The organism is Kosakonia sp. 1610 (assembly GCF_050435845.1).
Classification (GTDB): Bacteria; Pseudomonadota; Gammaproteobacteria; order Enterobacterales; family Enterobacteriaceae; genus Kosakonia; species Kosakonia cowanii.
On the sequence record NZ_JBNDKZ010000004.1, the window covers coordinates 232,835 to 257,229 of the forward strand.

General features: G+C 62.5%; 7 protein-coding genes. 2 read left to right on the top strand and 5 right to left on the bottom strand.

Features of this window, described 5'->3' with window-relative positions:
* The first annotated feature begins 29 nt into the window (after nucleotides 1-29).
* Nucleotides 30-10,877 carry an amino acid adenylation domain-containing protein gene (locus ABIC80_RS14150; RefSeq protein ID WP_429177559.1) on the top strand — a complete coding sequence of 3,616 codons (10,848 nt, stop codon included), beginning with the start codon at nucleotides 30-32 and terminating at the stop codon, nucleotides 10,875-10,877.
* Complete coding sequence (locus ABIC80_RS14155) at nucleotides 10,874-17,965, top strand: amino acid adenylation domain-containing protein (RefSeq protein WP_429177561.1); 7,092 nt, start codon at nucleotides 10,874-10,876, stop codon at nucleotides 17,963-17,965. Before ABIC80_RS14150 ends, ABIC80_RS14155 begins: the two co-directional genes overlap by 4 nt.
* A 52-nt stretch (nucleotides 17,966-18,017) precedes the next feature.
* On the opposite strand, the gene ABIC80_RS14160 is transcribed toward ABIC80_RS14155, so the two are convergent.
* Genes ABIC80_RS14160 through ABIC80_RS14180 form a run of 5 tightly spaced genes read right to left on the bottom strand, consistent with a single transcriptional unit; the run spans nucleotide 18,018 to nucleotide 24,394 of the window.
* Nucleotides 18,018-18,530, bottom strand: a complete 513-nt coding sequence (locus ABIC80_RS14160) for a hypothetical protein (protein WP_429177563.1) — start codon at nucleotides 18,528-18,530, stop codon at nucleotides 18,018-18,020.
* A complete protein-coding gene (locus tag ABIC80_RS14165; RefSeq protein WP_429177564.1) occupies nucleotides 18,523-19,140 on the bottom strand; it encodes a CDP-alcohol phosphatidyltransferase family protein in 618 nt (205 codons plus the stop codon). The genes ABIC80_RS14160 and ABIC80_RS14165 overlap by 8 nt, the downstream gene beginning before the upstream one ends.
* The gene (locus ABIC80_RS14170; RefSeq protein ID WP_429177566.1) at nucleotides 19,137-20,672 is read right to left on the bottom strand and encodes an AMP-binding protein; all 1,536 of its coding nucleotides are present in this window, start codon (nucleotides 20,670-20,672) and stop codon (nucleotides 19,137-19,139) included. Before ABIC80_RS14170 ends, ABIC80_RS14165 begins: the two co-directional genes overlap by 4 nt.
* Complete coding sequence (locus ABIC80_RS14175; protein ID WP_429177568.1) at nucleotides 20,659-21,714, bottom strand: hypothetical protein; 1,056 nt, start codon at nucleotides 21,712-21,714, stop codon at nucleotides 20,659-20,661. Before ABIC80_RS14175 ends, ABIC80_RS14170 begins: the two co-directional genes overlap by 14 nt.
* Nucleotides 21,695-24,394: a phosphoenolpyruvate synthase gene (locus tag ABIC80_RS14180; RefSeq protein WP_429177570.1), complete on the bottom strand. Its 2,700-nt coding sequence runs from the start codon at nucleotides 24,392-24,394 to the stop codon at nucleotides 21,695-21,697. The genes ABIC80_RS14175 and ABIC80_RS14180 overlap by 20 nt, the downstream gene beginning before the upstream one ends.
* Between the last annotated feature and the right edge of the window lies 1 nt (nucleotide 24,395).

The following is a 24,395-nucleotide window of genomic DNA, read 5'->3' on the forward strand; positions in this document are numbered from 1 at the left end:
TGCCGCTTTCTAATATTGAGGTTTTGCTTATGTCCGCGCTAATTGACACGGAGTACGTCGCTTTAACATCCGCACAAATGGGAATGTGGTTAGCGAATGAAGTCGCGCTGAACCCGGGAAATAATACAATCAGCGAATATTTAATTATTGATGGCGAGGTAAGCCCAACGTTATTTAAAGCGGCAGTCAAAAAAATGATTGCTGAAGCCGAAACAATGCACGGTCGGTTTTATCAAACAGACAACACGGTAAAGCAGCAGTTGCCCGCTATCGATAATTATGATGCTGCCTTTTACGATTTCAGTGCGCGCCCGGATGCCTGGGAAGCCGCACTGGCCTTTATGAGCGAGCAGACAAATCAACGCTTCTCCCTCACACAAGGGAACGCATTTATCTTTTGTCTCATTAAGCTCAGCCCGAAGAGATTCCTCTATTACCACTGCTGCCACCATATCCTGCTGGACGGTTTTGGCGCTTCGCTGATCCTTCGCCGCACGGTCGATATCTACAACGCACTGGTGCTGGATAAACCCGTCGCGCCGACGCCGTTCGGCAACTTTCGCGCCTTGCTTGCCGAAGATACCGCCTACAGAAACTCAAACCGCTTTCTTCGCGATCGCGAATACTGGATGACGCGCTTTCAGGACCGACCAGCGCCCGCAAGCCTTGCTGGCCGCAGCGCGCCGGATGCGCCGATCGTCCGCCAGCGCAACAATATCGATTTAGCCCTGCATCAGGCCCTGAATCGCCATGCCGAAGCCGCAGGCTGCACGCTCCCGCAGCTGCTTACGGCGTTAACCGCCGTTTACCTCTACCGCATGACCGGCCAGCAGGAGGTGGTGATTGGGCTACCGATGGCGGCGCGCGTCGGTCGCGTGCAGCGCACCACGCCCGCGATGATGTCCAACATCATGCCAGTACGCCTGCCGCTTTCGCCCGCGCTGACCCTTGATGATGTGCTGGTGCTGGTGGCAAAAGAGATGATGTCCGCGTTACGTCACCAGCAGTATCCCCATGAAGCGTTGACCCGCGATCTTAAACTCGACCGCCCGCTCTACCACACCACCATCAACGTCGAGTTATTTGGCGACGATCTGGCCTTCAACGGCGCGAAAACGTTCCCGGTGAATACCAGCAACGGGCCGGTTGACGATCTGGCGATCTTCTTCTTTGGTTACGGCGACGAACATACGCTGGTCGTCGGCTTTGACGCTAATAGCGCCCTCTACAGCCCAGAGAGTTTATCCGCCCATCATCAGCGCATGCTGGCGCTGTTTAGTGCATTAATCGACCAACCGCACGCCGCGATTGGTGCCCCCTCGCTGCTGAGTGCGGAGGAGTCGCAGCTTTATGCTCAGGCCAATGATACCTGCGCGCCCGTGCCGCCCCTCTCCTTTGCGGCGCTGTTTGAACGTCAGGCCAGAAGCACGCCGCACGCGCCTGCACTTGACGATCGGCACACCCAGCTGAGCTACAGCGAGCTTAACCGCCAGGCGAACCGGCTTAGCCGCTTTCTACAGGATCAGGGTGTGCGCCCCGGCGACAGCGTCGCGCTGCTCCTGCCGCGCACGGTGAATATGGTCATTGCCATGCTGGCGGTCGCCAAAGCACAGGCCGTTTACCTGCCCCTTGATGCCGATCACCCGGCGGAGCGCCTGCAGCATATTCTCGCCACCGCCCAGCCGAAACTGATCCTCTCCTCGTCGCAAACGGCGGGGATCGTTACCGGGTATCGCCAGCAGCAGATCGACAGTGACGCGGCGGTGGCGGCCATTGCGGCACAGCACGACGATAACCCAACCACGCTGCCGCAACCGCCGCAGCCAGCGTATGTGCTCTTTACCTCCGGCTCCACCGGCGCGCCGAAAGGGGTAGTGGTCTCTCACGGCGCGTTAACCAACTTCCTCACCGCCATGCAACACACCGTGCAACTGACGGCGCAGCATCGGCTGCTCGCCGTGACCACCCTCAGTTTTGATATCGCCGCGCTGGAGCTTTTATTGCCGCTGATGACCGGCGCGTCGGTCACTATCGCCTCACGGGAGTGCGCGCGCGACCCGCGTCTGCTGGCGCAGGCGATCGCTGAACATCAGATCACCCATATGCAGGGTACGCCCGCGCTGTGGCATGGGTTAGTGGCCTATCAGCCCGATTCGCTGGCTGGCCTGACGGCGCTGGTCGGCGGCGATACGCTACCCCAAACGCTTGCGGAGCACATGGTCGCACTCTCTGAGCGCGTCATTCAGCTCTATGGCCCCACCGAAACCACTATCTGGTCGACCTTGAGCGAGCTGACCGCCGCGCAACCCTCGCCGTCGGTTATCGGTAAACCGCTCTTTAATACCCGAATTCATATCCTTGATGACGCCCTGAAACCGGTACCGGTTGGGCAGCCTGGCGAGCTCTATATCGCTGGCGACGGGCTGGCGCTCGGCTATCTCAACCGCGCAGATTTAACCAGCGAGCGGTTTGTTGCCAACCCCTTTGATGAGGAGGGCAAGCGGATGTATCGCACCGGCGATATGGCCTGCTGGAGCGAAGCGCAGACAATCATTTTCCTCGGCCGGGTGGACAATCAGGTCAAGATCCGCGGCTATCGTATTGAACTCGGGGAGATTGAAAACGCGCTCACTGCCCTGCCCGACGTTAAACAGGCGCTGGTCGTCGCCCATGAGGAGAAAAAGAGCGGGCAGAAACGGCTGGTGGCGTACGTCGTGGCGCACGATGATGCAGCCTGTAGCCCGGATGCGCTGCGCGCGGCATCGGCACAAAAACTGCCGGACTATATGGTGCCCGCGCGGGTGATGGTGCTGGCGCACTTCCCCCTGACGGCGAATGGCAAAATTGACCGCCGGGCGCTGCCGCAACCGACCTTTACCTCCCTCGCCCCGGTACCGCCCGCTACTGCGCAGCAGCGGGAGCTGTGCCAGCTGTTTGCCGAGTGCCTGACCATTGACCCGCCTGGTATTAATGACAGCTTTTTTAGCCTCGGCGGTCATTCGCTGTTAGCCCTGCAATTACTCAGCCGCCTGCGCCAGCACTTCGGCGTGGAGCTGTCGCTGAAAACCCTGTTTGATGCCCCGACCGTTGCCGAACTGAGCATGCAGATATCGGGGGCGCAGAGCCAGACGGCACGCCCTGCGCTGGTCGCGCAACCGCGCCCGGCGCAGCTGCCGATGTCATTTGCCCAGCAGCGCTTATGGTTGCAGCAGCAGATCGCCCCCAGCAGCGCCTACAATATGCCGCTGGCGCTGACGCTGAGCGGCCCGCTGGATGCGGCGGTGCTGGCGCAAGCCCTCTCTGACGTTATCGCCCGCCATGAGAGCCTGCGCACCCTGTTAACCCAGCAGGAAGAGATGCCCTGCCAGCAGATCCTTGCGGCTCACGACGTCAAGTTTGCGCTGCCGACCCTCGCCATCGCGCCCGAGCACCTTGACGCGCAGCTGGTGATGGAGAGCCAGCATCTCTTTGCGCTGGATAGCGAACTGCCGGTTAAAGCCTGGCTCTATCAACTGGCAGCGGAGCAACATGTTCTGCTGCTGCTCATTCACCATACCGCCGGGGATGGTGGCTCCCTGCTGCCGCTGCTGGAGGATTTGCGCCTCTGCTGGCAGGCGCGTGCCGCAGGCCAACACCCGCAGTTGCCGCCGCTGACCGTTCAGTACGCCGATTACGCGCTCTGGCAGCGCGCATTGTTGAGCGAAGCGCCCGGCGCGAACGCGCGCCATAGCCAGCAGCTGGACTACTGGTGTCAACAGCTGGCGGACGTGCCGGAAGAGGTGACGCTGCCCGCCGACCGGCCTCGCCCCACGCAGGCGGATTACCGTGGCGACCGCGTCGACTTCGCGCTCCCCGACGAGCTGTTATCGCGTCTGAAAACATGGAGCGAGGAGATGGGCGTGAGCCTGTTTATGCTGCTCCATGCGGCGCTGGCAACGCTGATGCATCGTCTCGGCGCAGGTGATGACATCGTAATCGGTACGCCGCTTTACGCCCGCAGCGACGCCGCTCTGCTGCCGCTGATCGGCTATTTCGCCAATACGGCGGTGCTGCGTACGGATATGGGAGGCAACCCGACGCTGAGCGACATTGTCGCCCAGGCGAAATCGGCGGTGCTGGAAGCCAACCAGCATCAGGATCTCCCCTTTGAGCAGGTCGTCGAGGCGCTGGCACCCGGTCGCACCTTAGCCCGTCATCCGCTCTTTCAGGTGATGATGGTGGTCGATACACCGTGGCCGCAGGCGGTCACCTTCCCGCAGGTTGCGGTGGCACAACGCCAGCTCCCGACCACCACCGCCAAATTCGATCTGCTGTTTCATTTTGATGTCGATGACGCGCAGCAGCGCCTGAGCGGGCATATTGAATATGCCACCGCCCTCTATGATGGCCGCACGGTTGCGGACTTTGCCGGGCAGTTAATCCGGGTTATCGAAACTATCGCGCAGCGTCCCGAAGCCCGCCTTGCGCAGATCCCGCTGTTAAGTGACGCGCAGCGTGAAACCGTGCTAAAGCGCTGGAACGCAACGGATGTGACGTTACCGCCGCTGTCGCTGGCCGGGCTGTTTGAAACGCAGGTGCAGCGCTCGCCCGATGCCATTGCGGTGAAAGAGGGCGAGAAAACCCTGAGCTATCGCCACCTTAATGAAGCAGCAAACCGGCTTGCGCACCGCCTGATGGCGCAGACCGGCGGCGCGCCGTTCTGCGCCGGGTTACTGATGCAGCACTCGATGAACGAAGTTATCGCCGTGCTCGCCGTTATCAAGGCTGGCGGCGCTTACCTGCCGCTGCGCATCACCGATCCGCTGGAGCGCCAGCAGCTAATGGTGAATGAAGCAGGCGCCACGCTACTGCTGGCCGATGCCACCTTGCCGCTGCCTACGGTCGACAATATCGTGTTTATCGGTGAGGAACCTGCGGGCGACTGGCCGCTAAGCAACCCGCCGCGTCTCTCTGCGCACGGCAGCCTGGCCTATATCATGTTCACCTCCGGCTCGACCGGTAAGCCGAAAGGGATTGCGGTCGAGCAGCAGAGCGTGGCGGCGCTGGCGCTGGATCGCCGCTGGCGGGCAGAGGATCATCAGCGGGTGCTGCTGCACTCTCCGTCGGCCTTTGATGCCTCAACTTATGAGCTGTGGGTGCCGTTGCTGGGCGGCGGTACCGTTATCGTCGCGCCGTCGGGCGAGCTGGATATCGATACGCTGGCGCAGAGTATCGTCGATGAAAAGATCACCGCGCTGTGGCTCACCGCCGGGCTGTTTCATCTGATGGCGGAGGTGCATCCTGAGGCGCTGAAGGGCGTGCGTTTACTGATTGCGGGCGGGGATGTGCTCTCCATACACGCCATTCGCGAGGTGATGACGCGCAACCCCGCGCTTGTGATGATGAACGGCTACGGGCCGACGGAAACCACCACCTTCGCCACCACATGGCCCATGGCGCAGATCCCGGAGGGCGTGACGGTGCCTGTCGGCACACCGCTCGACAATATGCAGCTTTATGTCCTTGATGCTTACCTCAACCCTGTACCGGTCGGCATGCCTGGTGAACTCTATATTGCCGGGATCGGGCTGGCGCGCGGGTATCATCGCAACCCCTGCCTGACCGCGGCGCATTTTGTTGCGAACCCATTTTCAGCGCCCGGTGCACGTATGTATCGCTCCGGCGACCAGGTGCGCTGGCGCGAAGATGGCGTGCTGGAGTACCTGAACCGTGGCGATCAGCAGGTCAAAATTCGCGGCTTCCGCATTGAGCTGGCGGAAGTGGAAGCCGCCCTGCGAAAGCAGGCAACGGTGGCTCAGGCGCTGGTAAGCGCGCGCGAGAGCAGCCCGGGGAACAGGCAGCTGATTGCGTGGGTGACGGCAAAACCTGGCGCAACCTGCGATGCCGACGCGCTGCGCCGGGCGCTGGGCGCGCAGTTGCCGGACTTTATGGTGCCGGCGATGATTATCCCTCTTGCGCACTTCCCTCTGACGGCGAACGGCAAAGTCGATCAGCGCGCCCTGCCCACGCCGCAGGTTGCCAGCGTCGCGCACCGTGCGCCGCGCAGTGACCTTGAATGCACCCTCTGTACGCTCTTCGCCGCGGTATTGGGCGTGCCGGAGGTCGGTATTGATGATGACTTCTTTGCCCTCGGCGGCCACTCGCTGCTGGCCTCCCGCCTGGTGAGCAAAATCCGCCGGGCGCTCAATCTCAACCCGGCGATCCGCGATCTGTTTGAAGCCCCGACGGTGGCGCGGTTTGCCGGGCGGTTGCAGGGCAGCCAGCCGACGCGTCCGCGCCTGTACCAGGGCGAGCGGCCACCGCTTCTGCCGCTCTCATCACCGCAGCGCCGCCTGTGGATGATTGACCGCATTGAGCAGGGTAAATACACCTACAACATGCCCGTCACGCTCACCTTACGGGGAGATATCGTCGTTTCCGCTCTGATGACGGCGCTCGACGATATCGTGCTGCGCCATGAAAGCCTGCGCACGCGCTTTCATCAGCTTGACGATGGGACGGTGTGCCAGAGGATCACCCCGGCCTCGATGGCCTGTTGCCCGCTGACTCTACTCACGGTTTCCGCCGACGATCTGTCCCACGCCGTGCAGACCGCGGCACAATACACCTTCGATCTGGCGCAGGAAGATCCCTGCCGCGCCTGGCTGTTTAAGGTGGATGATGGCCACCATCTGTTACTCATTCTGATGCACCATATCGCCAGCGATGGCGGATCGATTGCCCCGCTGCTGCGCGATCTGGCAGAGGCCTACAACGCCCGCGCGCAGAACCGGGTACCCGTCTGGAGACCGCTTGCGGTGCAGTATGCCGACTACACGCTGTGGCAGCAGGCGCTGCTCGGTGCACCGGACGAGAACGACAGCCTCGTCAACCGCCAGCTGGCCTGGTGGCGCGATACGCTGCACGACCTGCCCGACGAGCTTCAGTTGCCCACTGACCGGCCGCGCCCGCTGCGCGCCAGCTATGTGGGTAAACAGTGCCACTTCGCCATTGATGCCCGGACAACCGCAGCGTTAGGAGCGCTGGCACGGCAGCATAACGCCAGCCTGTTTATGGTGTTACAGGCCGCGCTGGCGGTGCTGCTTTGCCGCTGCGGCGCGGGCGAGGATATCCCCATCGGCACGGCGGTCGAGGGGCGTAGCGATGAGGCGCTCGAACCGCTGGTCGGCTTTTTTATCAACACCCTGGTGATGCGGACCGATCTCAGCGGCAACCCCTCATTTGTGACACTGCTTGAGCGCGTTCGCGAGCGCGCGCTGGCGGCCTGGGAGCACCAGGATATCCCGTTCGAGAGCCTGGTCGAGGCGTTAAATCCGGCCCGTTCGCTGGCGCGCCATCCGCTATTCCAGGTGATGCTGGTGCTGCAAAACGTTGCGCGCAGCGACGCCCTCTTCAATGAGCTGGAAACCGTGGTTGAGATGCCGTCGTTGCCGGTGGCGAAATTTGATCTCACCTTTAACCTCGAAGAGACGCCGGAGGGGCTGCGCGGCATGGTGGAGTACGCCGTGGATCTGTTTGACGAGGCGACCGTCGGGCGCATGGCGGGCTACTTCACCCATCTGCTGGCGGGCATCGCCACCGATGCCTCGCGTCGCGTGAGCGAACTGCCGATCTTCAGCGACGCGGAGCGGCACGAAATCATGCAGGCGTGGAACAACAGCGCGCGCGAGGTTCCCGCCGCGACCTTTGCGGAACAGTTTGAAGCCATCGTGCGCGCCACGCCGCAGGCAACAGCCCTGATTGGCGATGAGGAGACGTTGACCTACGCGCAGCTGGACCAACGGGCAAACCGCCTGGCAAACCTGATGCTGGCGCGGGGCATTGGCGCCGAGCAGATTGTCGCCATCGCGCTGCCGCGATCCGTTGCGCTTATCGTGTCCATCATCGCCACGATGAAAACGGGCGCCGCCTATCTGCCTCTCGATCCTGATTACCCACCCGAGCGGGTGGCGTATATGTTAAGCCACGCGCAGCCAGGGCTGGTGATAAGCCAGGCGGCATTCGCTGACCGGCTGGCACCGGAGTATGCCGCGCTGCGCCTTGACCACCCGGCCCTGCGCGGGCTGCTTGCTGACCACAGTGCCGAAGCGATTACGCTGCCGCGCAGGTTGCGGTGCGATAACGCCGCCTACCTTATCTACACCTCCGGCTCGACCGGCGCGCCAAAAGGGGTGCTGGTCAGCCATCGGGGGATTGCTCATCTGGTCGCCAGCATGGTTGAGCGCCTGCACGTCACGCCGCAAAGCCGCGTGTTGCAGTTCGCCTCGCCAAGCTTCGACGCCTCATTCTGGGATATCAGCATGGCGCTGCTGAGCGGCGCGTCGCTGGTTGTGGCGGAAAAAGAGGCGCTGACGCCCGGCAAACCGCTCTATACCCTGATGCGCGATCGCGCGGTAACACACGCCACGCTGCCACCGGTTGGGCTGGCGGTGATGCCGCGCGAACCGCTGCCCGAACTGGCAACGCTTATCGTTGCCGGGGAGGCCTGCCCGCCGGAACTGATCGCGTTTTGGGGCACCGGGCGGCGAATGATTAACGCCTATGGCCCGAGCGAATCGACCGTCTGCGCCACCATCAGCCAGCCGTTGCAAGCCGACCGCCTGCCGCCGATTGGCAGACCGATTTTCAATATGCAGGCTTATGTGCTGGACGCGCATCTGCAACCCGTTCCGCCGGGGGTAAAAGGCGAGCTCTATATTGCCGGTGAAAGCCTGGCGCGGGGCTACCTGAAACGGCCGGATTTAACGGCAGAACGCTTCGTTGCTAACCCCTTTGGCGCACCGGGCAGCCGGATGTACCGCACCGGCGATATGGCAAGCTGGAGCCGTGAGGGCGAGCTGATGTTCGCCGGGCGCGTCGATCACCAGGTCAAAATCCGCGGTTTTCGTATTGAGCTGGGCGAGATTGAATCCCAGTTGCGAAAACATCCGCAGATCACGCAGGCGACGGTGATTGTCCGCGAGGATAAGCCCGGTCTGCGCCAACTGGTGGCTTATGCCGTCGCCCGCGATGAGCAGGCGCAGGGCGGGGAGATCCGCGACTTTTTACGCGACTTTCTGCCGGACTATATGGTGCCGGTTGCCGTGGTTCTGCTACCGGCAATACCGGTCACGCCAAACGGCAAAGTCGACCGCCGGGCGCTGCCTGCGCCGCAGTTTGCCCGCGCGCAGCACACCCCACCAAGTAACGCGCAGGAGCAGTTGCTCAGCACGCTGTTCGCCGAGTTGCTCAATCTGGCGGAGGTCGACCGCACGATGAGCTTCTTCGAGCTTGGCGGCGACAGCATCACGGCGATACAGCTGGTGGCGCGCGCCCGTCAGGCGGGATGGCTGTTCACCCCGCGCGATGTGTTTGAGCATAAATCGGTCGCCGGGCTGGCTGGCATCATCACCGCCGTTGCAGAGCAGGATATCGCCCCGCAGGTTGCTGCCGTCGGCGATCTGCCCGCGACGCCGATTATGCACTGGTTGATGGAGAATCCTGGAGATATCAACGCTTTCTGCCAGGCAACGCTGCTGCACACGCCCGCAGAACTGGATGCCCAGGCGCTGCGCGAGATGCTCGCCGAACTGATCCGGCACCATGATGCGCTGCGCTTAACTGCCCGCCGCGAGGTCAGCGGCGAGATCCATCTGGCAGTGCCACCAGCCATGGACGAGAGTGAGATGCTGGAGATCATCGACGGCCTGTCTCTCTCGCCGGAGCAGCGGCAGCAGCAGATTCAGGAAGCGTGTCGCCGGGCGAAACAGCGGCTCGACCCGGCTCGCGGCAAGATGGTGCAGGCCGTCTGGTTCCGCGCCGCCTGTGGCGAACCGGGCCAGCTGATGCTGGTGTTACACCACCTGGCGGTGGATGGCGTCTCCTGGCGGATACTCGCCGCCGACCTGCTCGCCCTCTGGCGCGCCCGCGCTACGGGTAAAAATGCGCAGCTGACCGACACAGGCACCGCCTTTCGCGCCTGGGCGCTGCGCCTTGAGCAGGAAGCGCAACGCCGGGGTGATGAGCTGGCGCACTGGCAGAGCGTGCTCAGCCAGCCGGACGGGCTGTTAACCACACGACGGCTGTCAGGCACGCGCGACACCCTCGCCACCAGCGCCTCTTTGCAGATGGAGCTTGGCAGCGAATTTACCCAGCCTCTGCTGACCACCCTGCCTGCGCGCTTTCACGCCGGTATCAACGATGTGCTGCTCTGCGCCCTGGCACTCGCCATCACGGCATGGCGCGAAGATGGGCAAACGGATGTGCTGCTGGATGTCGAAGGGCACGGGCGCGAAGAGCTGGCGGGAACCGCGCTGTCGAATACCGTTGGCTGGTTTACCACGCTCTATCCGGTGCGTCTTGCTCCGGGTCGCGCGCAGTTAACCCATCCCCACTCGCTCGGTAGCGCGCTGAAGAGCGTCAAAGAGCAGTTGCGCCAGGTGCCGGGCAACGGGCTCGGTTACGGCCTGCTGCGCTACCTCAACCCGCAAACGCGCCCACAGCTTGCCGCGCTGCCACAGCCGCAAATCGGCTTTAACTACCTGGGCCGCTTCAGCGTCGAAGAGGCGCGGGACTGGCAGCTTGCCGCTGAGGCCCGCCTGCTTGATACCCGCGCACACGACAGCTTTGCACTGCCGCATGCCCTCTCGCTCAATGCCGTGGTGGAAGCGCGCGCAAGCGGCCCGGTGCTGGTGGCGAACTGGAACTGGGCGACTGAGCTTTACGCTGAAGATCGCGTCAGCCATCTGGCTACGGGGTGGTTTAGCTGGCTGAAAGCACTGTCGCAGCTTACGCAGGTCGACGATATCGGCGGTTTCACCCCTTCAGATGTGCCCCTGGTGGCGCTGCAACAAGCGGGGCTGTCAAAACTTCAGGCAAAATGGACGAAGAAAAAATGAGTATGGATATTAAAGAGATACTGCCGTTATCCCCGTTACAGAAAGGGTTGCTGTTCCATATGCTGCTTGATACGCGCGGTAGCGATGCCTATCAGGTGCAACAGGTTTATCAACTTGATGGGGAGCTGGATGTCGCCAGGCTCAGGCAGGCCGTCGGGCAACTGCTGGCGCGCCATCCCCACCTCTGCGCCGGGTTTGAGTATGAAGAGGTCGACACGCCGGTTCAGCTGATCCTCTCTGGCCTGCCGCTCCCCTGGCAGGAGGTGGATTTAAGTATCCTCTCAACGTTAGCGCAGGCGTCGGCTTATAGTGCGTTGCTGGAAACGGACTACAACACCCGCTTCGCCGCCGACACGCCGCCTCTGCTGCGCTTTACCCTTGTGAAGTGTTCGCCGACACAGCATAAGCTGATCTTTACCAATCACCACCTGCTGCTGGATGGCTGGTCGATTCCGGTGCTGCTCGATGAGCTGTTTCGTTTATACCTCGCGGAGCCGTTGCCGCCCGCCGTGCCCTATCGCGACTATTTGTATTGGCTTACCCAGCGTGACACCGGGAAGATGCGCGATGTATGGCGCGAGGCGTTACGCGGCCTGCAAGGCCCTACCCATCTCGCCAAAGGGCGCACCACCGATAATTTGCAGCCGCACCTGCTCCACAGAACGGTGGATGCCGGGCGCACGCGGCAGCTTAACCGCTGCGCCCGCGAGCTTGGCGTGACGGTCAATACGCTGTTGCAGTGCGCCTGGGGCATGCTGCTTGGCGCGCTTACCGGGCGCTGCGACGTGGTTTTCGGCATTACCGTTTCCGGCAGACCGGCGGAGCTTAGCGGCATCGAAAGGATGGTCGGGTTATTGATCAACACGCTGCCGCTTCGCCTCAGCTGGCGCATGGAGGAGAGTTTCGCCACGCTGCTGCAACGGCTACAGGCGGAGCAGACGCGCCTGCTCGACAGCCAGTATCTCGATCTCACCACCATTCAGGCTGACGCCGGCGGCGAGGCGCTGTTTGATACGCTGATGGTGTTTGAGAACTACCCGCAGAGCGCAAGCGCCGAAATGAGCGAAAAATTAACGGTTTCGCTCGCCTCGCACCGCGGCGGGGATGCCTCCCACTACCCGCTGGGGCTTATCGCTGTTCCCGGCGAATCGCTCGCGCTGCGCTTTAGCGCGCTGGCCGATATCTTCCCCGATGAGGAGGTTGAGCGGCTGGCGGATCGCTTCCTGCATCTGCTTTACACCATGATTGACCGCCCTGACAGCCTTATTGGCCACGCTTCACTGTTACTGCCGCAGGAGGCGCAGGCGCTGCTTCCCGCACCGACATCGTTCGATAAGAGGACGCAAACCACGCTGCATGAGGTGTTTGAACAGTGCGCCGCGCACTACCCGGATGCCACTGCCCTCTCGCTTGGCGATAAGACGCTTTGCTACGCCGAGCTTAACCAGCGGGCGAACCAACTTGCCCGCTATCTGGTGAGTTGCGGCATCGGCAGCGAAGAGATTGTGGCGCTGGCGCTGCCGCGCACGCTTGAGGCGCTGGTGGCTATTGTTGCGGTGCTGAAAGCGGGCGCGGCCTGGCTGCCGCTGGATGTGCATAACCCGCCGGAGCGGCTGGCCTACATTCTCTCCGACGCCAGACCGGCGCTGATCGTGTCACTCCAGGCGCACGCGGAGATGTTTGATGAATCGCAGTTGCTGCTAATCGATAGCGCCGAAAGCCAGCAGCGGCTGGCGCAGCAGAGCGGCGTGGATCTTAAGCAAAGCGAGCGGCTGCGCCCGGTGCAGGCGCACAATCTCGCCTATATCATTTACACCTCCGGCTCCACCGGCAATCCAAAGGGGGTGATGATCCCGCACAGCAATGTGCTGCGTCTTTTCGCCGCAACAGAGGCGTGGTTTAACTTCTCGCGCCACGATATCTGGACACTGTTTCACTCCTGCTCGTTTGATTTCTCGGTCTGGGAAATATGGGGCGCGCTGCTCTATGGCGGCGAGCTGGTGGTGGTGCCGTTTATGGTCAGCCGCGATGCGCAGGCTTTTTTGCGGCTATTAAGCGAGAAAAAAGTGACCATCCTTAACCAGACGCCGTCGGCTTTTTATCAGCTGATTGAAGCCGAGCGCGACCTTAAGCACGACGAACTGCCGCTGGCGCTGCGTAAGGTGATTTTTGGTGGTGAAGCGCTGGATCTTAGCCAACTCGAGCGCTGGTATCAGCGCCACCCGGATACGGCTCCCGAACTTATCAATATGTATGGCATCACGGAAACCACCGTGCATGTGAGCTATCAGCCGTTAACCGCGGCGCGGGCGCGCGAGGCGACAGGCAGCCTTATTGGCATCGCGATCCCCGATCTGCATATCCATCTGCTGGATGATGCGCTGCGTCCGGTGCCGCCGGGCGTGGAAGGCGAAATGTATATCAGCGGTGCCGGGCTGGCGCGCGGCTATCTGAACCGGGTCGAACTCTCCAGCCAGCGCTTTGTCGCCGACCCCTGGGGTGCGCCGGGCTCGCGCATGTATCGCTCCGGCGATATCGCCGTCAGGAGCCCAGAGGGAGATTTGCACTACCTGGGGCGCGCGGATCAGCAGGTGAAACTGCGCGGGTTTCGTATTGAGCTGGGCGAAATTGCCGCTGTTCTGCGAAGCGCCCCGCAGGTTGCCCATGCAGAAGTGGTGCTGCTTGATGCCGACACTCAACCGCAGCTGGTGGCCTACGTCACCGCCGACACGCATGCGCCGCTCGATATTGCCGCGCTGCGCAGCCTGGCGGCAGCAAAACTGCCGGGCTACATGGTGCCGGGCGCGATTATGCAGATTGAACAGTTCCCGCTGACCCTCAACGGCAAGCTGGATAAACGCGCCCTGCCGCGCCCCGATCTGAGTGCCGGAAGCGCACGACGCGCGCCGCGCACCGTGCAGGAGGAGATTCTGCTGGGGCTGTTTGCCGAGGTGTTGCAGTCAGATGCTCCCGGTATTGATGACGACTTCTTTGCCCTCGGCGGCCATTCGCTGCTGGCGATGCGTCTGGTGAGCCGCATCACCCGCGTGCTGGAGGTCGAGGTGCCGATCCGCACGCTGTTTGACTATCCAACGGTCGCGCAGCTTGCCGGGCAACTGACGAAACAGGGAAATCGGCCTGCTGAGCCCCTCTGCCCACAGCCGCGCAGCGAGCGGCTACCGCTCTCTTTTGCCCAGCAGCGGATGTGGCTTTTGAAAAACCTCGATAACAACCATGCGGCCTACAATATGCCGCTCGCCATCCGCTTACAGGGGGAGCTGAACGACGCCGCTCTTCGTGAGGCCGTGCGGGATGTGGTTGAACGCCATGAGGTTCTGCGCACGCGCTACCCGCTCCACCAGGGGCAGCCGTGGCAGGAGATCCTCGCCCCCGATGCGTTTGACGTGACGTTTGAGGTGAGCAATATCGCGGCTTCGTCGCTGACCGACGCCCTTAATCACGCAGCTGCCTACCCGTTTGAGCTGGCAGAAGAGATCCCGCTGCGCGCCAGCCTGTTCCATCTTTCGCAAACCCGGCAGCATGTGCTGCTGCTGGTTATCCACCATATCGCCTGCGATGGCGGCTCGCTGGCACCGCTGTTTCGCGATCTCGCCTGCGCCTACACCGCGCGCTGCGCCATGCAGGCCCCGCAGTGGGCGCCGCTGCCGGTGCAGTATGCCGATTACGCCCTCTGGCAGCGCGAGAGGCTGGGCGACATTGAGAGCCAGAGCGAGACTGCCACAGAGCAGGTCGCCTTCTGGCGTGAAGCCCTCTCCGGCGTGCCGGAAGCGATGGCGTTACCCGTCGATCGTCACCCGACGACCGGGACGAGTTACGTTGGCGAGCAGGTGAGGCTGCGCATTGATGAGAAGCTTTATCAACAGATCACCCAGCTGGCGTGCCGTGAGGGGGCGACGCCCTTTATGGTGCTGCAAACCGCTGCCGCGCTCCTCTTTGGCAGAATGGGGGCCGGGGAGGATATTACGCTCGGCACCGCCGTCGCCGGACGTTCAGATGAGGCGATGCGGGAGTTAGTCGGCTTCTTCGTCAATACCCTGGTACTTCGCGTTGATCTTGCGGCAAACCCCACGGTGGCTGAGGCGCTGGCCCAGGTGCGCGAGTTTATGCTCTCCGCCTGGGTTAACCAGGAGGTTCCCTTTGACTGGGTGGTGAAAAGCCTCAACCCCGAGCGCGTCTCTGGCAGGCATCCGCTCTTCCAGGTGATGATGGTGCTGCAAAATAACGACGCCACGCCGCCGCAGTTCGCGGATCTGACGCTTTTGCCGCAGCCGGTCGGGCTGGTGACCACCAAGTTTGATTTAACCTTCAACGTTGAGCAGGTTTACGGCGAGCGCGGCGACGTCAGCGCACTGGAGGTGCAAATCGACTACCCGGTCGATCGCTTTGACGGGCAGACCATCACGGCGCTGGCGGACTACTTTATTCACCTGTTGCAGGCCATGGTGGAGGAGCCGGAGAGCGCGGTGATGACGCTGCCGCTGCTCACTGACCGGCAGCGTAACGAGATGCTCGAAGTATGGAATGACACCCGTTGTGACGTGCCGCCCGCCACCCTGGCCGCGCAGTTTGCCCACCAGGTCGCCGCCACGCCGCAGCGTATCGCCGTCAGCTGCGGGCAGGAGCAACTGAGCTATCAGCAACTGGACGCCTGCGCCAATGCCCTCGCGCAGCGCCTGCAACAGCAAGGCGTAAGCAGCGAGCAGGGCGTGGCGGTGTTGATGACACGCTCACTTTCGCTGGTGATTGCCCTTCTCGCGGTGGTGAAAGCGGGCGGTTTCTATGTGCCGCTGCGGGCGAGCGATCCCGCTGAGCGCTGGCAACATTGTATTGATGAGCTGGATCTGCGCATCGTGCTGCTGGATGAAAGCCATCGCCAGGCCGCGCTGCCACCGGGCATTGCGCGGCTTATCGTCGATGAGTCGGCAACCCGCGCCACGGCGGCGGGCGTTGCAACAACGGTCACGCCGCACCATCTGGCTTATGTGATGTTCACCTCCGGCTCGACAGGCAAACCGAAAGGCATTGCCACCACCCAGGATAACGTGCTGGCGTTGGCACGCGACCGCCGCTGGCTAGCGGCGGCCTGCCAGCGCATTCTGCTGCACTCGGCCTATGCGTTTGACGCCTCCACCTGGGAGATTTGGGGGACGCTGCTCAATGGTCACCATGCGGTGATCGTCCCCGGCGAGACGCTGGATCTGCCCCTGCTTGCCGACACGCTTGTGGCGGGTAAGGTCACGACCGCCTTTTTAACCTCCGGGCTGTTCCGCCTGATCGCCGAGGAGGCGAGCGACTGCCTTGCAGGCTTACGCCGCGTTTATACCGGCGGGGAGAAGATCTCCGCCAGCGCGGTTCAGGCGGTGCGCGAGCGCTGGCCGCATCTCGAACTGCTGAATATTTATGGCCCGACGGAGATCACCACCTATGCGACGGACTACCCCATCACTCAGGCCGATGCGCCCTATCTTGACGTGCCGATTGGCAGAGCGTTCGATAACACCCGCCTCTACGTGCTTGATTCCCATCTTCAGCCGGTACCGCCGGGCGTGGCGGCAGAGCTCTATATCGCCGGGCGCGGGGTGGCGCGCGGCTATATCAACCACCCGACGCTGAGCGCGGCACACTTTGTTGCCGATCCCTTTGGCCCGGCGGGAAGCCGCATGTACCGCACTGGCGATATCGTCAAATGGCGGCGCGATGGCGCGCTCTGTTTTGTCAGCCGCCGCGATCAGCAGGTGAAAATTCGCGGTTTCCGCATTGAACCCGGTGAAGTGGAGATGGTGCTGAAACAGCACGCTGCGGTTCAGCAGGTGGCGGTGGTGGCGCTTGAGGATCGCAGCGGCAATAAGCAGCTTGTCGCCTATGTGGTGCCCTCTGTTCAGGAGAGCGAACTCAGCGCAGCGCTGCAACAGTTTGCGCGCGAGCGGCTGCCGGACTTTATGGTGCCTGCGGCAATTGTGCCGCTGGCGGCGCTGCCGCTTAACGCCAACGGTAAGCTGGCACTCGCCGGGTTGCCGAAGCCCGATTTCCATATTGAGCCGGGGCGCGCACCGCAAAACGAGCGGGAAAGCTGGCTGGCTGCGCGGTTTTGCGAACTGCTCAATCTGAAAACCATCACCGTCGATAGCAGCTTTTTTGCCCTGGGCGGCCACTCATTACTGGCGGCGCGGCTGATTAACGCTATCGACAAAACGTGGCAGGTGAAACTGACGCTGCGCGATCTGTTTGAGCACCCGACGGTAGCGCTGCTGGCGCAGCGGCTACAGAGCAATCAGCGCAGCAACGTGCTGGATGTGATGCTGCCTCTGCAACCGCGCGGGCAGAAAACGCCCCTCTTCTGCCTGCCGCCCGGCGGCGGGTTGAGCTGGTCCTACGCCGGGCTTATTCCCTGGCTTGGCGACACGCAGCCGCTGTTTGGCCTGCAATCGCAACGGCTGAGCAGCGGGGAGGCGTTGCCCTCGGTTAACGCGCTGGCAAAAAGTTACCTCGCGGAGATGGTGAAAGTGCAGCCACACGGCCCTTATGCCCTGCTCGGCTGGTCATTTGGCTGCCATCTGGCCCATGAAATCGCCACCCTGTTGCAGCAGTCTGGGGAGGTTGTCAGCACGCTGATCCTGCTTGATGGCTACCCGCTGGGCGAGCGCTACCGTGACAGGGAGCGGCAAGACAGCGAGAGCCTCTCGGCGCTGTTTGAAGCCTTAACCGGCAGCGTGCCCGCAGAGAGTGAACTCACCGTCGAGGCGCTGCGCCGCCGTTTAGTGGCGCAGGAGCATCCGCTGGCGGTAATGGAGCCAGTAGTGTTTGAGCGTATCCTTGCGGAGTTTCGCGAGGCGCCGCGCCTGCTGGCAGCCTTCACGCCGTCGCGCTTTCAGGGGGATATCCTCTTCCTGCGCGCGGCCACGCGCCGCGACGGCGAAGCGGGTTTCGATGCGCAACTGTGGGCACCCTCTGTCGAGGGGAGAATCGCTACCCACACCCTGCCCTGCAGCCATGACGCTATGTTCAGCCCGCAGGCGTTGCAGCAGGCCGGGCCGCTGATCCGCGACTGGATAGCCAAAGAGAAGTAAGTTTTCGTGGAATACAAAAACCGCCTGCCGGGCGGTTTTTTTTATCTCTGCATCAGAAGCGGCTCTTTTTAAGCCCGAGCGAAAAGAGCGTTAACTTGATGGCCGGCACGCTGAGGATAAAGAGCGCCAGCAGAAGCAGAACCTGGCGCATATCCAGCGCCAGCAGCCAGCCGCAGGACAGCGCTACACCGAGGCCGGAGTCCGCCTGATCGAGAAAGAGAAACAGCCACCTACCGCGCGCAGGCAGCGTGCCCGGCGTAATCCCCAGCGCCCGTTTCAGCGCCGAGTTCGGCAGCTCGCCCAGCATATACCCCAGCCCCGTCGCCGCGCCCAGCAGCCACGGGTTTTCCATCTCATTTGCCAGGCAGAGGGGTGCCAACAGCATGCTGATAAGCGGCACAATCACCACCCCTCGCCAGGTTTTGTTGCCGCCAAACAGACGCACATTGAGCGGCACCGCAAGCCTGGGCAGCACGTTGCAGGTTACCACCGCCATATGCACGCAACCGGCAATAAACACCGGCAGCAGCAGTTGCCAGAGCGCCCACAGGGAGGGGTTATCCATGCACGCCTCCGAGATGCAGCAAGCCGAACAGTGCCGCGCCGCTCAGGCAGATCATAACCAGCGTCATCAGCGAGGAGAACTTCGGGAAGGGGCGGTTGAGAAGCATCGCCAGGCTGAATAACGTCAATGCCACGCTCAGCAGCCGGGCGCAGATCAGCGGCGGTAAAACGAGGGCCAGCAGCGCCCAGCCGCTGAGGATAAAGAGGCTCCAGAAGACCGGCATGCCCAGATACGCCAGTGCGGCATGGTGGGTGATATTGCCGCTTTCATTGAACCGGGAGAGGCGAAGCGCGCCGCACACCACCATCAGGGCGAGAAAAAAGGCGTTACCGCCGCGATAGCCGCTGAGGTAAAAAATCAGCGCGGGTGCCACCAGGTAGAGCAGCAGATCGCAAAAGCCGTCAAGGTAGCGGCCAAAGGAGCGCTCACAGCCGAGCCAGCGCGCCAGTTTGCCATCCAGCGCATCGGCCAGCATCGCGAGGTAAAGCAGGCTGATACTGAGCCATAGAGCGCCGGACAAGGCGGCACCGATCCCGCCAAGGGCGATAACCATGCCCGTCAGCGTCAGGCAATCCGGCAGCGACAGACGGCAGATAAAGGGATAGTTCATCCTTGCACCTCCGGAAAAAACGCTTTCAGTTTTCGCCGTGCTATCAGGCAACGCAGCCGCGCGCGATCGATACGGCTGTGATGGCGCGCATCGACGGGCAGCTTCGCGCAGAGCCAGAAGCGGACCGTCTCGTCGGGAAAGAGGGTTGCCAGCAACGGCGCGGCGGTGCGGCACTGCGCCGCCTGTTGCAGCACCACGCCAATCTCCCCCTGCGGCCCCTGCACCACCGCGCTGGCGGCGATCCCCGGCAGCCCATTAAGCTGCTTTTCCACCGGATAGGGCGAGAGCGTTAAGCCCGACGGCGTGCGCAGTTGGTCGGCGATCCTGCCCGTCAACCAGAGGCGCTGCTGCGCGTCGAGAAAGCCGCTGTCTCCGGTGCGGTGCCAGATGCGCCCCTCAGTATCGCGGATTTTCGTGCGCTGCTCCGCCTGCGGGTTATCGAGATAGCGGGTCAGCACCTGCGGCCCGCAGACCAGGATCTCCCCCTCCTCCCCCACGGGCTGAGGAACCCGCTCGCGGGCAATCAGGATCGCGGTTTGCGGCCCCGGTCGCCCGACAAGGTAGCCAGGCTGCCGATCCCAGGCGTCAAGAAGCTCGTCGACGCTAACATTGCTGATGGGATCGGCTTCCGACGCGCCATAGTTAACCGCGCAGGCGGCCTTAGGGAAATAGCTGCGGGCAGCCAGTAACAGCGCCCGCGTTACCGGCGCGCCGCCAATAATCACCTCTCTCACCGACGCAAAGGTACACGGCTGAACTTCGGCATAGGCGACAAGCTCTCTTAGCCAGGCGGGCGAGACGCTCAGGCGCATGATCTGTTGGGCATTAATCGCCCCGGCAATCATCTGCACTGGCAGGCGCCCTTGCTCATCAAAACCGGGCAGCAGGAAGCAGCAGCCCGCGTGAAAATGGCTGAACAGCGTCAGGATCGGAAAAGAGGTCACATCCCGCTGCTGGCGGTGTGGAAAGAAGTGGCTCATCGCCTGACACTGCGCCCGCAGCGAGTGGTGGGAGCGCACCACGCCTTTTGGCATGCCCGTCGATCCGCTGGTAAAGGTCAGCAGCGCGGTCGCCTCGTCATCAAGATTTTCCATGCGAAAAGCGGTGTTAACGCCCTCCGGCTCTGCCTGCGCTAAAGGGGCGGTAAAGATCCGCGGCGTATCGATCGTAAAGCGGCGAATCATCCACAACTCCGGCAGCAGACACCACCCTTTTGCGGCGTTCTGCGCCACGATCATGGCGCTCAGACGCGCCTGCTTCAGGCAGTTGCGTAGCTGTTGGCGCGCCATCTCTTTTTGCACCAGTACCGGAATCAGCCCGGCTCCCAGCATCGCGTAGAGCAGCAGGTAAAACTCGATACCCGGGTGCATCAGCAGCAGCACACGCTGGCCCGCATGCAGCCCGCTGCGCTCCAGCCTGCGTTGATACACCGCCGCACGGGAGAGAAGCTGGGCATAGGTGACTGTTTCAAGCCCGGCACAGAGCGCGGGCAGCGAAGGGGGCTGTTGCAGCAAAAAGTCACAGAAGTTCATGGCGCACATCCCTGTAGTAGAGTCCATAGTGGTGAAAAACCTTGTTCGGGCTGCAACAGGCGCGCAGCGCGGTGGCGGTCGTCGGCCCTTTCCAGTTAAGCAGCGCCGCACCGAGGCGCGGCCACTGGGCATCGAAGCTGAAGAGAAAGCGGCGCACCAGCGTGGCGTAGAGCAGAGAGCGGCGGTAGCGCGGCACAATCATGATGGTTTTGAAGATCCCCGCCCGCTGGCGCTTATCCGCCAGCGTAAACAGCAGCCCGGCGACATCGCCCTGCGGGCCGAAGGCGAGACAGGAGCCGGGTGCCTGGCAATAGGGTTGCAGCGTATCGGCGTTAAAGTGCCAGTCGAAGAGCGCCTCGCTGCTGATGCTCCAGCCGATATTGTTAGCAAAGTGCCGGGTGATGAGCGCATACAGCGCTTGCCGGTGCGCCTGCCACAGCGCGGGCGTCAGCGGCTGGAGGGAAAAGTCAGCGGTGCGCCAGCGCCCGATATCCTCTCCCGGGAGTGAGAGCTGGCGCACCACGTCCGCATCTTCAAACAGCGAGAAGTAGCGCGCCAGCGGCTGGAAACCCATCTGCCCCAGCAGGTGTTGATACCAGGGTGGGTTATAGGGCTCACCGGCAAACGGCGCGCAGGTCGGCGTATCCAGCCGCAGGCGAAATTTACCTAAGGTGCAGAAATTAATCGGGCCGATAAGCCGTGAGGCCCCCTGCGCTTTTGCCCAGCGCATCAGGGCGCGAAACAGGCGATGGTTGGGAATGCGGTTATTGATGGTCTCCCAGAAACCAAAGTTGACCACCGTTTCCCCGGCGGCGTTGAGGGTGGCGAAGCCCGCTAAGCGCGCGCAGTCGCGAATGTAGCCGGTCCAGACACGGCCCTGCTGCATAAAGGGGTTGGCGGCGCTGAACTGACGCGCCATCTCAGCCTCATCTTCGCCCGGCCAGAAAGGGTCATGGGCATAGATGTGGGGTGCAATCGCCAGAAAGTCCTTATCCAGCGTATCGCCTGCCTGCCACTCCTGTTCAATCAACGGTCGGTTCATTTTCCCCTCTCCCTCTCTCTGTGCCGCGCGTAATCTGCCCCTTCGCGCCATCCATGCGGATCACCTCGCCCTGCTGAAGCTGGCGGGTCACGCCGGGTACGCCAACAATCGCCGGAATGCCCATCTCGCGGGCGACGATGGCGGAGTGCGATAGCGTCGATCCGCGCTCGACAATCAATCCGCTAAGGCCCGGAAAGAGCGGTGCCCAGCCCGGATCGGTGCGCAGAGTGCAGAGGATGGTGCCGTCCAGATTGCTCGCCTTCTCCGGCGAGAGCACCAGGCTGACCGGCGCTTCTACCGTGCCGGGGTAGCAGCCGGTGCCTTGCAGTTGCGTAACCTCTGCCATCGGCTGCGGCGCGGCGTGTAAGGTTTGCTGCTGGAATAGCGTCTGGGTAAGAGAGAGACGGTTAGCTGGCTCCTCCTCCTGCTGATAACCCGCATATTCGGCGCGGCGCTGGGCGATAAGTGTGGTTAAGCCCGTTTGCACCGCCGTTCCCTCAAGCCCCTGGTAGATCTCCTCCCGTGTCAGCCAGAAGATATCCCGGTCGCTCTCCAGCACACCTTCCAGTGCCAGCTGGTGCCCCAGCTGGAGATAGATATCGCGGTAGAGGGCGAACATTTTTGTGCGGGTGAAGCGCATCGTTTCGCGGTGGTGGATCGCACGCCTCAGCCTGCTGAGATCGCGCTTGAAGCGCGCCAGCGCGCGTTTGCCCCGCGTCTGCTGTAAACGGCAGAAGACTCTCTCTTCCGCTGCGGCCCGCAGCGTGCCCGTCGGCTTTTCGTGCACGGTTTCGCTGTTCAGGTAGTTACGCAGCACGTTAAAGAGAAAACGGGGATCCTGGCGTAGCGTGATAGTTTCCAGCTTGAGTTCGCCAATAGTGCGATCGCCGTAGCGCTCGATGTAGTCGAGACACTGCTGGTAGAAGTGCTCGTCCAGCGCTTTCAGGCGAATAAGCAGATGAGCGCTGGCATCGCTTTGAATCAGCGCCGCCAGCTGCGGGCGTTGGCGGGCATACTGGCTCAGCGCCAGCAGATGTCGGGTCGGCTCCGTGCTGACAAGCTGCCCCTCGTCCGCCAGCAGATCGCCGCTCATTTGCTGATGCTCATCGGGCCAGAGTTCGCGCAGCACCGCCTGCACGTTGCCGTTGTAACGGGCCACGTAAAAGTCATTCACAATTGGCGCGGTCCAGCGCGCCAGCAGGTGTTGATCAAGGTATTTAAGCCGGGCGATAAGCTCCGCCGGAGAGAGGGTGTGGAGAGCGTCGCGATCGATATAACTCTGCGCAAGAGTGTAGTTATGCAAAAAGTCCCGGATGCGCGGTTCAAGGGTGAAGAGCGCCCAGCCAACCCGCGCGCCCATCTTTAGCATCGCTGGCAGCGCGGCGAGCTTTTCACAGGTGGAGAGCTGCTTATCCCTGATGGTGTCGACCGGCTCCTCCAGCCCCATCATCGCTTCCATATCACGCTTATTCATCCTGAACGACGGCAGCAGCAGCAGGGCGCGATACCAGTTCTGGATGTTGTAGTAGACCCGTCCGCGCACCAGGCTGAGCATATTGTCGGTGATGGCCCGGCGCTGGTCGCGCTCCCTGGCAGAGCAGCCCACCAGTTGCAGGGTCTGCTCATATACGGTGGCGTAAGCGGCGCGGGCAAAGGAGAAGGTGAGCGGCGTCGTCACCCCGCAGTAAGACTCCTGAATATTGGCGTTGTCACAGATCAGCGTCTCGCTCGCGCAGCCGCTATCTTTCGGCAGATGGGTGATGGGGCGGGTTTGCAACAGGTAGAGATGGTTATCTTTGAGCGTCCACTCAATGTCCTGCGGCGCGCGCAGCGCCCGGGCGATGGCGGCGCCCATATCGCGCAGGGCGAGGATCTGCGCTGCCGTCAGCGAGGATGCCGCCGCCTGGTCGGCAGCAAGCTCCACCTCGCGGGTGCCGCTGCCGCGCTTGCGGTCAAAGACCACCGCGGTGGTCTTCTCGCTGAGGGATTGCGTGAAGCTATTGCCCTCCAGCGGCACGCTAAATTCGTCGGTGCTGCACTGCCCGGAGACGATCCCCTCCCCACTGCCCCAGGCGGCGGAGATGAGCATCGTCCGGCGCGAGCCGCTGACCGGGTGCGCGGTAAACAGCACGCCTGACACCTCGCCTTCGACCATCTCCTGAATAATGACCGAACAGTGGATCGCGCTTAGCGCCAGCCCTTTGCGCAGGCGGTAGGCCATGGCGCGCGCGCTCCATGTCGACATCATCACCCCTTTTACCGCATCGACCAGCTGCTGCTTGCCGCGCTGAAACAGAAAGCTGTCCATCTGCCCGGCGAACGAGGCCTGGCGGGCATCCTCGTCGCTGCAAGAAGATCGCACCGCCCACAGCATCTCACCATCAAGGGCGTCGAGCGCCTGCATCAGCGGTTCCGGCAGCGTAAGGCGGGCGAGGCGCGCGCTGATTTTCCCGGCAAGGGTTTCAACCTGATCGGCGGGCATCAGTGGTGAGAGTTGCGCCATCAACTGCGCGGCTTTTGCATCACAACGCAGCATCTCATCCATCGCACTGGCGGGGATCACCCACCAGTTCGGTACCGGATAGCCGTGGGCAGTGAGCCACAACAGGTTGGCTGCCTTGCCGCCCAGTTGCTGCTCATTGAGGGTAGCCGCCTCTGCGGCAGAGTAGAGATAGTTCACG